Genomic DNA, 12,170 nt, shown 5'->3' on the forward strand with positions numbered 1-12,170 from the left:
CGCATGTTCATAACCCTTCCTCCAATTAAGACAAGCGGTGTGTTATCATACTGCACATACGAATCTCAAGGAGGAATTATACGAATGAAATTAGAAAAATTTGCTCATCCAACTGAAGGCGAAAAAATTCAAATTGATAACGGTACACTGCAAGTACCTAATAACCCAATCATTCCATTCATCGAAGGTGACGGTACAGGCCGTGACATCTGGAAAGCTTCCAAGCGCGTATTGGATGCAGCTGTTGAAAAAGCATATGACGGCAGCAAAAAGATCGCATGGTATGAAGTGTTTGCTGGCGAGAAAGCCTTCGATACATACGGGGAGTGGCTGCCAAACGACACGCTTGAAGCCATTCGCGAGTATATCGTAGCCATCAAAGGACCACTGACTACGCCAATCGGTGGCGGAATTCGTTCCCTGAACGTCGCACTTCGTCAAGAACTGGATCTGTACACATGCCTGCGTCCTGTCCGTTACTTCGATGGTGTACCTTCTCCGGTTAAACGTCCTGAACTGGTAGACATGGTCATTTTCCGTGAAAATACAGAAGATATCTATGCTGGTATTGAATATGCAGAAGGTTCCGAAGAAGTGAAAAAAGTGATCCAGTTCCTGCAACAGGAGATGGGTGCAAACAAAATCCGTTTCCCTGAAACTTCCGGTATTGGTATCAAGCCAGTTTCCTCTGAAGGTTCCAAACGTTTGGTACGTGCAGCAGTGCAGTATGCCATCGATCACAACCGTAAGAGCGTTACATTGGTACACAAAGGCAATATCATGAAATTTACTGAAGGTGCCTTCAAAAACTGGGGTTATGAAGTTGCTGAAGAAGAGTTCGCTGACAAAGTGTTCACTTGGGCACAATACGATGTCATCAAGGAAAAAGATGGCACAGATGCAGCAAATGCTGCTCAAAAAGCAGCTGAAGATGCTGGCAAAATCATCGTGAAAGATGCAATTGCCGATATCGCTCTGCAACAAGTATTGACTCGTCCAGGCGAGTTCGATGTTATCGCAACGTTGAACCTGAACGGTGACTATCTGTCCGATGCACTGGCTGCACAAGTTGGCGGAATTGGTATCGCTCCAGGAGCGAACATCAACTATGTAACAGGACATGCTATCTTCGAAGCTACTCACGGTACTGCACCTAAGTATGCTGACAAAGATGTCGTGAACCCTGGTTCCGTTATCCTGTCCGGCGTTATGTTGCTTGAGCACTTGGGATGGCAAGAAGCGGCTAACCTGATCTACAAAGGTATGGAGACATCCATCAACAACAAAACAGTTACTTATGACTTTGCACGTCTGATGGACGGCGCTACTGAAGTGAAATGTTCTGAATTTGCTGATCAAATCATTAAAAACCTGTAAGGGGAGATGTGAATCGTGACTATTCAGCGCAAAAAAATCACAGTAGTCGGCGCCGGATTTACCGGAGCTACAACGGCTTTGATGCTTGCCCAAAAAGAACTCGGGGATGTTGTTCTGGTTGATATTCCTCAATTGGAAAACCCGACGAAAGGTAAAGCGCTCGATATGATGGAAGCGAGTCCTGTTCAGGGCTTCGACAGCAATATCGTTGGTACTTCCAACTACGAGGATACTGCAGGTTCGGAGATTGTTATTATTACGGCAGGTATTGCCCGTAAACCGGGTATGAGCCGTGATGATCTGGTCAACACGAATGCAGGTATCGTGAAGTCTGTTTGTGAAAATGTGAAAAAATATTGCCCTGATTCCATCGTCATTATTCTAAGCAACCCGGTGGATGCAATGACATATGCGGCTTATCAGACGCTTGGTTTTCCTAAAAACCGTGTAATCGGTCAGTCCGGTGTTCTGGATACTGCACGTTATTGCACATTCATTGCACAAGAGCTGAATGTATCGGTTGAAGATGTCCGTGGATTCGTTCTTGGCGGCCACGGAGACGATATGGTACCACTCGTTCGTTATTCCAGCGTTGGTGGTATTCCAATCGACACTCTCATCCCGGCAGATCGCATCGAATCCATCGTACAACGCACACGTGTTGGCGGCGGTGAGATCGTAAACCTGCTTGGAAACGGCAGCGCATATTATGCACCGGCAGCTTCTTTGGTGCAAATGACCGAAGCCATTTTGAAAGACAAAAAACGAATTATTCCGGTTATTGCTTACCTCGAAGGGGAATATGGCTACAATGATTTGTTCCTTGGCGTGCCAACCATTCTGGGTGGTAACGGAATTGAAAAAATCTTTGAACTGGAACTGACTGCTGAAGAAAAAGCGGGACTCGACAAATCTGCTGATTCCGTTCGTAACGTCATTTCAGTAGTAAACCTGTAAGTTTGAATACTTTTTGACAGGAATACACAGAAAACCTTCGGATCATCCGGAGGTTTTCTTTTCTTTGGATAAGTTCCCCAGTATAATGAGATGTGATGTATAACACACTGAACTGAAATTTTTGAGGAGGATGGACATTTTGACAATGATTATGTATTTGCTTCATATTATTGGAGCACTGGCGATGGGATTCTATCTGGTCTTGCCTTTCGTGGTTGGCAAAATCCGTACCCTGAGTACAGCGGCCCAGGAAGGGGCATTTGCATCACTCCGTTCATTGAATCGTATTGCGCAGTATGGACTGGTGATTCAACTTCTTACGGGCGGTTACTTGATGACCAAAGGTGAGTATTCCTATCTGTGGATGGGCGTAGTTGTCGTTCTGCTGCTCGCGATTGCAGCAATTGGTGGGATTATGGGCAAACCGCTTCGTTTGGCAGCAGAGGCTGTGAAAAGCAATCGTGACGTTAATGCAGAGCAAAGCAAGATTCGTACGTTCAGCACATTGCTTGCCATCTTCCTGCTCATTATGGTGTATCTGATGGTTAACAATCAGGTGATCTAAGAACAGCTGCGAACGAATTTTAATTGCTTGCTGAACTTAAAGCGTTTGCACTTCAGACGCTGGACAAGCCGAATTAGAAAATAAGGTATTGAAACGTATTGAAATAGACAGCCTATGAGGCTGTCTATTTTTGTTCGCTCGGCTGGAGAAATATCTGACAACCAGCAAAGTGATAGTATTGAATCTACAGTTTATATGACTAACACAGTTAAGTTCTACATTCTTCACCCTAGGCTCACAGCGTGGGCAAATACGGTATTTCGCCCGTTACGCTTGGACTCATACAGGGCCGTATCGGCATCGCGCAGCAAGGATTCCAGAGAATCGGACCCTCCATTATATTGGGCCACCCCGAAGCTTGAAGTCAGTGGAATACGAGTTCCCTGTACCTCCAGCGGGTCATTCAACAAGGCCACGCGTAATTTCTGGGCGAGCAACTCACCATCTTGAAGGGATGCATGGGGAACAGCGATGACAAACTCTTCTCCTCCATAACGTGCAAACAGCATCTCCGGATTCAGATAACGATTACATACAGAGACTACGTGAATGATGGCCTGATCGCCAACGTCATGTCCATAGGTGTCATTAATTCGTTTGAAATGATCAATGTCAAATAAAATAAAGGCCGCAGGCTGCAGATTAAGCTGGGCTTCACTCAGTATCTCCCGTCCTCGAAGCAGGAACTGTGTACGGTTATATATTTTGGTGAGGCCATCGAAGTAAGCCAGCTGCTTCAGTTGTTCTTGCAGGAAACGCTGTTCTGTAATATCAATCAGCATAATCAGAGTACCAACGGCTTGTCCTTCTTTGTTATACACATAAGATGTTCTGACCTGGTAACAGACGGTCTCTCCGTTTAATTGCCAGTACAAATCCGTTTGCAGGCCTTCCCGGCCATATTCCACGGGAAAAGTCTCTCCCGCAAGAGATAGCCAAATATCGTTCAAATATTGACCCACCATACTCAAATCAAGCTCAGGCAGCATATCACGTAGAGATTTGTTGTAATCGACGAGACGATTGGTGCTATCCAGCACGATAACTCCTTCACGCATGCTTTCAAAGATACTATCCTTGGCAATAGGCACGATGCTTAGAAGACGGGAGGATAGAATAGCCCATATATACATTGCGGATGTTATGCACATAAGAACCGGGACGGGGTCCATTCCACCTGGTGTCAGACCAAGCAAATATATGAAGGCCGCTACCATGGGAATAATCTGTGAGGTGATTAGTGTAAGTAGCTGACGACGGTACATCTTTTTGGTATGTCTCCATTGTCTGATGAGAATAAGGCAGGCGCACAATAGACAGGAAAAGGTGAATGCACCATGAACTACGTACCATTGACCTATGGCAATTTCTATTAGGGGGACAGAGCTGTCTTCTCTTAGCCACACTTTTTTATAAAATAAATGATGATAATCATTGGTTGCCACCATGAACAAGGTAATGGAAGGAATTACAAACAGTGCCGCAGTCCCTTTTTTGGATAACGTTTTACCTGTGTATTGTATCATGAGCAGCAGCCCAAGCGAGGCGGAGAAAGGCATGCCGATGTATTCTACGGTCGTCCAGAACTTCATCTGCTCCAGAGTATTGCTGGCGAGTTCAATCGCGTATCCGAAGGTGTACACAGACAGAGCTGCTGTATAGAGTATGAATATTTTCGAACTAGGGATTTCTGCTCTTCTAACATAAGTATATAAACACAGAAAAACATTCAGCACTGCTGATGTTGCTACAAGTGTTATATAAGAATTAATGTGCGATTCCATGGGTTAGGTCTCCATATTAGATCAGAATGTTTGCTCCGTGGGGATTATAGAACAGCCTCATTTAAGCTTGATAAATGTAGTTTAAAGCTTATCAGTATACTGTACATTGTACATCAGCCTATACGGCATAGGAAACCAATTTGGATGCTGAAACAGTCTAATTTTGAAAAAATTTTGAATGTTTGGGAAGCTGGGCCAATCCATTACGGCTTTACCTCCAATGGAAGGATGTCTGTTAGAGAATGAAATAAGCGATCAGATCATCATGGGATTTTTCTGTTTGACCTCCAAAAGGGTGTGGTAAGTAAATATCGAAGACGAAATACAGCGACTTTGGAGGATGAACCTTTGAAAGAAGGAATAATCTGTACTGTTCATGCCATCCTACAGAATGAGACTAGATCAGACATTCCATTTTGAGAGGAGAAATACTAGATGTCAACCGATACACAAAACCAAAAGACGATGCCTGCTCAACATCAGGATCAGCGCCCCGGTATCGAATCGGAGATGCACCCCAAACCAGAGTTTGAGAAACCTCAATATAAAGCAGCCGGAAAGCTGTTGGATAAGGTTGCATTGATCACGGGTGGAGACAGTGGAATTGGACGTGCTGTTGCCGTTACATATGCGAAGGAAGGCGCGGATGTAGCGATCGTGTACCTGAGTGAACATGAGGATGCTGAGGAAACAAAGCGTCAGGTCGAACAGGAAGGACGTAAATGTATACTCATTGCCGGGGACATTGGTGACAATACTTTTGCCAAGAGCACAGTGCAGCAGACGGTGGATCAACTGGGCAAGCTGGATATTGTGGTGAATAATGCAGCCGAGCAGCATCCACAGCAGCAGTTGGAGGATATTACACCAGAACAGTTGGAGCGCACGTTCCGTACCAATATCTTCGGTATGTTTTACATTACACAAGCTGCCCTGCCGCATCTCAAAAAAGGTAGCACCATCATTAATACGACTTCTATTACCGCATATCGCGGAAATCCGACGTTGATTGATTATTCATCTACCAAAGGAGCAATCACTTCATTTACACGCTCCTTGTCGATGAACGTTGTGGAGAAGGGAATTCGCGTGAATGCCGTTGCTCCAGGACCTATTTGGACCCCGCTCATACCATCCACCTTTGATGAGAAAAAGGTGAGCGAATTTGGGGCTACTCAGCCAATGAAACGTCCCGGACAACCGGATGAACTGGCTCCAGCTTACGTGTATCTCGCTTCTGATGATTCTTCCTACGTGAGCGGTCAGGTTATGCACGTCAATGGTGGCGAAGTGGTGAATGGATAATCGATCAACGAAATGTTCGAAATGAAGGCGTATCGTCCAGGAAGCTGGTCGGTACGTCTTTTTTTATGCGCATATAATTGGAATGGATATGATTTTGATCATATTTACAAAAGTCGGTATCGGCGTTGATACAACCATGATATTTTATCTATAGTCTTGCGTGGAGATAGTCCTATAACAACTCGCTGATTAGCTCCTTATCAAAAATGGCAGGATCTTCATGCTATCTGTGATATGATATAGACCGAAGAAGTAAGCTGCGGAGGCGCTCACATGAAGATGAGCAAACAAAATGCGACGCACTATATATGGAGTGGACTGTGCGATGTTTGGCATCTCGTCCAAAATGAAACACGAAGCGTTAGGATATGTTAATTATTAATTTTACAACAAAGGAAGAGATAGATGAGACCTTTCCGAATTCGCCTTGCCATCATCATGATGGTGCTGATCGGTATTTCCGTCATTGTGGCTGGTTATACGATGGGCAGAGTGTTTAAAACTACTCACATCACTGCACTGGAGAAAACGATGGTGCGTGAGATCAATTTGCTGAAAGCAACGTTCCCGTTCCATGATGCAACCGATCCGACAAATGCAGAGACACAGAAATATTACACAGAACGTGCTGTGGAACTGGATCGACTGACGGATTCACGGGTAACCTTTATTAATAAAGACGGAACGGTCATTGGCGACTCGGAGAGCGATCCTAAGTCCATGGACAACCACTTGGACCGTCAGGAGATTAAAGAAGCGGTTGGGCAAAGCTATGGTCAATCGATTCGTTACAGCGAAACATTGGGGCAGGATATGCTGTATGTGGCGCTTCCTGTGAATTCAGATCAAAGTGACATGATTGAGTTACCCAGCGGGAAATTTGACGGATATATTCGTTTATCCATGAGTCTTGAAGATGTAGATCAAGGACTTCAGCAGGGCTGGATTTTAATGTTTTTCACCCTTGGACTTCTGTTCCTGATTGTGGCTCTGGTCAGTTACCGGGTTGCGCGGGGGCTGACATCACCGATTGAACATATTACGAAGGTGGCTCACCGTATTACCAAGCTGGACTATGATGCGAGGGTGGACGTAACCCGTAATGATGAAATTGGCCAACTGGGGCTTGCCATTAATGGAATGGCAGACAGCCTTCAGATGCAGTTGAAGACGATCAGGGATAATGAAGCGCTGCTGGAAAGTGTCCTTGCCAACATGACAGGGGGCATTATCATGATTGATGCAGGTCAATCCATTGCCCTGGTCAATCGGGAAGCGGAGCGTATGCTTGGCATTCAGGCAGAGCGCGTTACTGGCAAGCCATATGTTGAATTAAAGCGGCATTATGAGCTGACGCGAACTGTTGAAGAGAGTGTTGCACTGCGAGAACCGATGCATGAAGAAGTGAGTGTGTTCAATCCGGTTGAAAAGTTGATTCGCATTGATGGGGTACCGATGTCTGAAGATGATGGCGCTTATCGGGGGATGCTATTCCTCCTGCAGGATGTAACAGCGATCCGCAGGCTTGAATCGATGCGCAGTGAGTTTGTAGCGAACGTATCTCATGAACTCAAGACGCCTGTGGCTGCGGTCAAAGGTTTTGCTGAAACGCTTCTTAGCGGCGGGGTACAGGACAAAGAGACGGAACGTTCATTCCTGCAGATCATATATGATGAAGGTGACAGACTGAACCGATTAATCGGTGATATACTGGAGTTATCCAAAATTGAATCCAAACGGGCTCCGCTGCAGTGTTCACCTGTGCATGTGCATTCGTTCTTCGAGATGGTCCTGGGTACCCTGTCTAAGGTGGCAGAGAAGAAAGATATTCGTCTGGAGATGAATGTTCCTGAAGAATTGTATATTGAAGCTGATGAGGATAAAATGAAGCAGATCTTTATTAATCTGTTATCCAACGGCATTAACTATACACCGGAGGGTGGAAGGGTAAAATTGCAAGTGTCAGTGGAACATAATGAGGAAGAAGAACAAGTAGTCTTTGCAGTGTCTGACACAGGAATTGGTATTCCGAAGAAAGATTTACCACGGATTTTTGAACGCTTCTATCGGGTGGACAAGGGCAGATCCCGTAATTCGGGAGGAACTGGACTTGGACTTTCGATTGTGAAGCATCTGGTTGAATTACACCATGGCCAACTGGCTGTAGAGAGTGAACTTGGCATGGGAACGACGTTTCGTGTTATCCTTCCATTAATTCAGGATGAAGAAATATAGCCTGTTGGGAGCGGAATGTAAAAAGGAATATACTGTTTTACACACAGTTAACAATTAGGTGCTATGATAAAGAAAGTGTTGTGGCAACAGACAACCTACAAGGAGAGAAGGGGTACCATGGCGCAGCGTTTGCTCGTTATTGAAGATGAACCAACATTATCAAGATTGCTTACGTACAACCTGACACAAGAGGGCTATGATGTTATTGCTGAGGATCACGGATCTTCAGGTTATGATCGGGCCTTGTCCCAGGATTTTGATCTGATTCTGCTGGATCTGATGCTTCCTGGAATGAATGGTCTGGATATTCTGAACAAGCTACGAATTCAGGGTGTCAGTACACCGGTCATTATTCTCACAGCCAAGAACGGTGAAGCCGAAGTGGTGCAAGGCTTAAAATCAGGTGCCGATGATTATATTACCAAGCCCTTTGGTGTATCCGAATTGCTTGCTCGAGTAGATGCGGTGTTAAGACGTTATTCGAATGGTGAGGATTTGCCTCAGCCAGAGGATAAAGACGGTTCACGCATTATTTTGGGAGAGCTTGAGATTTATCCTTTGAAGTACGAGGTTACGCTGGGTGGACAATCCATCAGTCTGCGTCCCAAGGAGTTCGAGGTTCTGCTTTATCTGGCCAAGAAACCGGGTGTTGTGCTTACACGGGATGATCTGATGAATGCGGTCTGGGGCTTCGATTATATCGGAGGACAGCGCACGGTGGACGTTCACGTCAGTTCATTGCGGAAAAAGCTGGAGCTGGACCCGGAGTCGGTTCACATTGATTCGATTCGCGGTGTAGGTTATAAATTGGTTGTAAAAAGAAAAACTCCCCATCATTCGAGTTAACAATGATTGGGGAGTTTTATTTTACATTCCGTTAATATAAAGAATTATTTTCCTTAACGTATAGGGAGTAGGATGAAGCTGTCTGAGTGATACTTTGTACCTATATATTCCATCTCAGGACGGAGCTCATACGTAAAGGAGATTGCGCATTTATGCCCATGTTGCTCGAAGTGAAGCCCGACCAGCCCAAAGAAATGTTATATACGCAACAAGAACAAGCCATAACGGACATTACTGAACAAAAAGATGAAGATGGAGTTATGGATTCCAAAGACATTGTAATTTCATTACGGGACTATTGCCGCCAAGTTCCGGTAGTTGGCGTTCATACGACCTGTGGGGAAGCGGCAAGCCTGTTGAATCAGGATCAGGAGTACCCTTGTATTGTATTATGTGATGATCAAATGCAGCCATTAGGATTGTTGATGCGAGAGACGTTATACCGGATGCTGAATGGACGCTTTGCGGCAGATCTTTTCTACCGGAAGCCGGTTGTGAATGCAGCGGACTCTTCTCCTGTCATTGTCGATGTGCATGCAGAAGCCACCGCGATAATTGACATTGCTTTGACCCGCAGCGAGCAAAATTTCTATGATTGTTTGATCGTTACGGAAGAAGACCAATTGCTAGGTGTGCTGACGATGAGGGATGTCATGTCCCTTTCCCGTAAGCTGCAGCATGTGGCCTCGGAAGAACGTGTACATATTATTACACAGAGCAGAAAGGAAATAACAAGAATCAACGATTCCGTTACCAGACTGGTTCAAGCGGCTCGAAAAGCGGGGGAAGAAGCAGAACAGATCATACAGTTGTCCCAGCAGGGTGCCAGCAGTCTTAGTCAGGTCGATGCTTCATATAACCGTGTATATCAGCATATTGATGGTCAGCAGAAGCACGCTGATGACATGCTGCGTTCCATCGATATGGGTTCCGGGATGGCAAGTTCCATTCGTTCATTAGCAGACCAGAGTGGGCTGCTTGCCATGAATGCTTCCATTGAAGCAGCACATGCTGGGGAGTACGGACGGGGGTTTCAGGTCGTTGCTGGGGAGATTCGCGCACTTGCCAAGCAAACCCGTGAGGTTGCGGGAAATATGTCTTCTTTGCTGGAGGATATCGGCGGTCTAACCAGACAGACTGTAGAATTGGTGAGAGCAAGCACGGCAGAGATTAACAGCAGCTCCGTTCATGTAAACGATGGAGGGGCGGCATTCAAACAGCTGAACACGGCTGTAGCAGGCATGTCTCATATTGCAGAAAATATTGCCATGGAAGGCAAGACGGCTGGGGAATTGGCAGAGCATATTCGGGAGAGACTGGAAGATATGGTCCAGGCGGATGATTAAATGAAGGTAGGATAGGCATCGTTCATACGCAATGATCAGATAAGGGGGTCATGAGTGTGAAAGATGTCTCTTTTTACATTCCGTTAACATGAAAGTGATACTGTTTTTACAATGAGAGGGTAGGATATTATAGATGGCCGGAGCCAAGTTCAATTATTGGCATCGGTTTACGTAAGGGAATCTGGTTGTCCCTGCCGCGAAGGAGAAGTGAACATCCATGAAAGACCTCATTCACATTGAAGGACTTAATTTATACTATGATACGCATCACGCGCTTAAAAATATATCAATGGACCTGCCGGAGAAGACGGTTACCGCGTTTATCGGTCCATCGGGTTGCGGCAAATCCACCTTGCTTCGTACTTTGAATCGGATGAATGACATGATTCCAGGCGTACGTGTGGAAGGACAAGTTATGCTGGACGGTTCCGACATTTATAGCAATGAAATTGAAGTTGAAACGCTGCGCAAGCGGGTCGGAATGGTGTTTCAGCAGCCTAACCCTTTTCCAAAATCCATCTACGATAACGTGGCCTATGGGCCACGACTTCATGGGGTGACACAAAAAGCAGAACTGGATCGTTTGGTTGAGCAGAGTCTGGTCCATTCTGCACTGTGGGACGAAGTAAAGGATGTGCTCAAAAAATCGGCACTCAGTCTCTCTGGCGGACAACAGCAGCGGCTCTGTATTGCACGTGCCCTGGCTGTCCAGCCTGACGTCCTGCTGATGGATGAGGCAACGTCTGCACTAGATCCGATCTCGACACTCAAAATTGAGGAACTGGTGAAGGAATTGCATCATAAATATACCATTGTGATGGTAACCCACAACATGCATCAGGCAGCGCGGGTATCGGGTCGTACTGTATTTTTCCTGAATGGGGAAGTGGTGGAGGCGGCCGATACAGAAACATTGTTCTCCACACCGCAGGATTCCAGAACCGAGGATTATATATCCGGACGGTTCGGATAAGCAAACTGAGTTCGAACGATCCCGGTGTGTCCGGAGATGATGGATAAGGAGGACATGGAATCTATGATTCGCAGAAAAGAATTTGATCAAGAGCTTGAGGAACTGCGCACACTGCTTCGGCAAATGGGTGAGCATGTAGGAAAGGCGCTGGATGGTGCCATTGAAAGTTTACGGACAATGGATGCCGAGAAAGCTCAGGTCATCATCAAGAATGATGCGAATCTGAATGCCTTGGAAGACAAGATTATGGAACTGGGTTCCAAGCTCATCATTACACAACAGCCAGTAGCAAAGGATCTGAGACGCATTATCGTTGCTTTCAAAATCTCAAGTGATCTGGAACGAATGGGTGACCTCGCACTGGATGTAGCGAAAGTGACACTTCGCATGGAAGGGCAGGAGCTGATTAAACCTTTGGTGGATATTCCACGAATGGCTGAAATCGTGAAAGCCATGATTGATGAATCCATCGAATCCTTCCTGAAAGAAAATACGGATCTGGCTTACAAAATGGCTCAGACCGACGATCAGGTCGACCAATTGTACAGCCATATGATCAGTGATCTTTACTCGTTCATGACAGACCATCCGAATAGGGCTTCACAAGCGATGCTCTTGATGATGGTAGGGCGTTACATCGAACGGATTGGTGACCACGCAACAAACATTGGTGAGAGCACGGTGTATCTGGTAACAGGAAAACGCCCTGATTTGAATCAATAGGTAACTGTATTAGTGAAATTCGGGTAATTCGTACGGAATAAAGGGACTTTCTCTTGGGT

Annotated in this window: 10 protein-coding genes; 9 read left to right on the top strand and 1 reads right to left on the bottom strand. The window is 45.7% G+C overall.

The genetic code is table 11. From position 1 onward, the window contains the following. The first annotated feature begins 84 nt into the window (after positions 1–84). From icd to P5G61_RS06250, 3 genes are all read left to right on the top strand, one after another. Entirely contained in the window at positions 85–1,377 is a 1,293-nt protein-coding gene (gene icd / locus P5G61_RS06240; RefSeq protein WP_024629139.1) for an NADP-dependent isocitrate dehydrogenase, read from the top strand. 15 nt (positions 1,378–1,392) lie between these two features. Then, a complete protein-coding gene (gene mdh, locus P5G61_RS06245) occupies positions 1,393–2,334 on the top strand; it encodes a malate dehydrogenase (RefSeq protein ID WP_024629140.1) in 942 nt (313 codons plus the stop codon). A gap of 139 nt (positions 2,335–2,473) precedes the next feature. Further along, positions 2,474–2,899: a hypothetical protein gene (locus P5G61_RS06250; RefSeq protein ID WP_301245529.1), complete on the top strand. Its 426-nt coding sequence runs from the start codon at positions 2,474–2,476 to the stop codon at positions 2,897–2,899. A 224-nt stretch (positions 2,900–3,123) separates the two neighbouring features. On the opposite strand, the gene P5G61_RS06255 is transcribed toward P5G61_RS06250, so the two are convergent. Continuing rightward, positions 3,124–4,683: a histidine kinase N-terminal 7TM domain-containing diguanylate cyclase gene (locus P5G61_RS06255; protein ID WP_301245531.1), complete on the bottom strand. Its 1,560-nt coding sequence runs from the start codon at positions 4,681–4,683 to the stop codon at positions 3,124–3,126. A gap of 435 nt (positions 4,684–5,118) precedes the next feature. Between P5G61_RS06255 and P5G61_RS06260 the strand changes: the two genes are divergently transcribed. The 6 genes from P5G61_RS06260 to phoU all read left to right on the top strand — a co-directional run bounded on the left by P5G61_RS06260 (position 5,119) and on the right by phoU (position 12,111). Continuing rightward, a complete protein-coding gene (locus P5G61_RS06260; protein ID WP_079345915.1) occupies positions 5,119–5,988 on the top strand; it encodes an SDR family oxidoreductase in 870 nt (289 codons plus the stop codon). 405 nt (positions 5,989–6,393) lie between these two features. Continuing rightward, positions 6,394–8,223: a two-component system histidine kinase PnpS gene (gene pnpS / locus P5G61_RS06265; RefSeq protein ID WP_301245534.1), complete on the top strand. Its 1,830-nt coding sequence runs from the start codon at positions 6,394–6,396 to the stop codon at positions 8,221–8,223. A gap of 117 nt (positions 8,224–8,340) precedes the next feature. Next, positions 8,341–9,069, top strand: coding sequence for a response regulator transcription factor (locus P5G61_RS06270; RefSeq protein WP_024629145.1), 729 nt, complete (start codon positions 8,341–8,343; stop codon positions 9,067–9,069). 152 nt (positions 9,070–9,221) lie between these two features. Further along, positions 9,222–10,415: a methyl-accepting chemotaxis protein gene (locus P5G61_RS06275; RefSeq protein ID WP_301245536.1), complete on the top strand. Its 1,194-nt coding sequence runs from the start codon at positions 9,222–9,224 to the stop codon at positions 10,413–10,415. A gap of 217 nt (positions 10,416–10,632) precedes the next feature. After that, entirely contained in the window at positions 10,633–11,388 is a 756-nt protein-coding gene (gene pstB / locus P5G61_RS06280; protein WP_301245538.1) for a phosphate ABC transporter ATP-binding protein PstB, read from the top strand. A gap of 63 nt (positions 11,389–11,451) precedes the next feature. Next, positions 11,452–12,111 carry a phosphate signaling complex protein PhoU gene (gene phoU / locus P5G61_RS06285; RefSeq protein ID WP_301245540.1) on the top strand — a complete coding sequence of 220 codons (660 nt, stop codon included), beginning with the start codon at positions 11,452–11,454 and terminating at the stop codon, positions 12,109–12,111. The last annotated feature ends 59 nt before the right edge of the window (positions 12,112–12,170 follow it).

This window comes from Paenibacillus vandeheii, from assembly GCF_030433635.1.
GTDB lineage: Bacteria > Bacillota > Bacilli > Paenibacillales > Paenibacillaceae > Paenibacillus > Paenibacillus vandeheii.

Coding starts and splice junctions, on each gene's coding strand:
- pnpS (WP_301245534.1), top strand. CDS start 6,394: ATGAGACCTTTCCGAATTCGCCTTGCCATCATCATGATGGTGCTGATC.
- phoU (WP_301245540.1), top strand. CDS start 11,452: ATGATTCGCAGAAAAGAATTTGATCAAGAGCTTGAGGAACTGCGCACA.
- pstB (WP_301245538.1), top strand. CDS start 10,633: ATGAAAGACCTCATTCACATTGAAGGACTTAATTTATACTATGATACG.
- P5G61_RS06260 (WP_079345915.1), top strand. CDS start 5,119: ATGTCAACCGATACACAAAACCAAAAGACGATGCCTGCTCAACATCAG.
- P5G61_RS06275 (WP_301245536.1), top strand. CDS start 9,222: ATGCCCATGTTGCTCGAAGTGAAGCCCGACCAGCCCAAAGAAATGTTA.
- icd (WP_024629139.1), top strand. CDS start 85: ATGAAATTAGAAAAATTTGCTCATCCAACTGAAGGCGAAAAAATTCAA.
- P5G61_RS06270 (WP_024629145.1), top strand. CDS start 8,341: ATGGCGCAGCGTTTGCTCGTTATTGAAGATGAACCAACATTATCAAGA.
- P5G61_RS06255 (WP_301245531.1), bottom strand. CDS start 4,683: ATGGAATCGCACATTAATTCTTATATAACACTTGTAGCAACATCAGCA.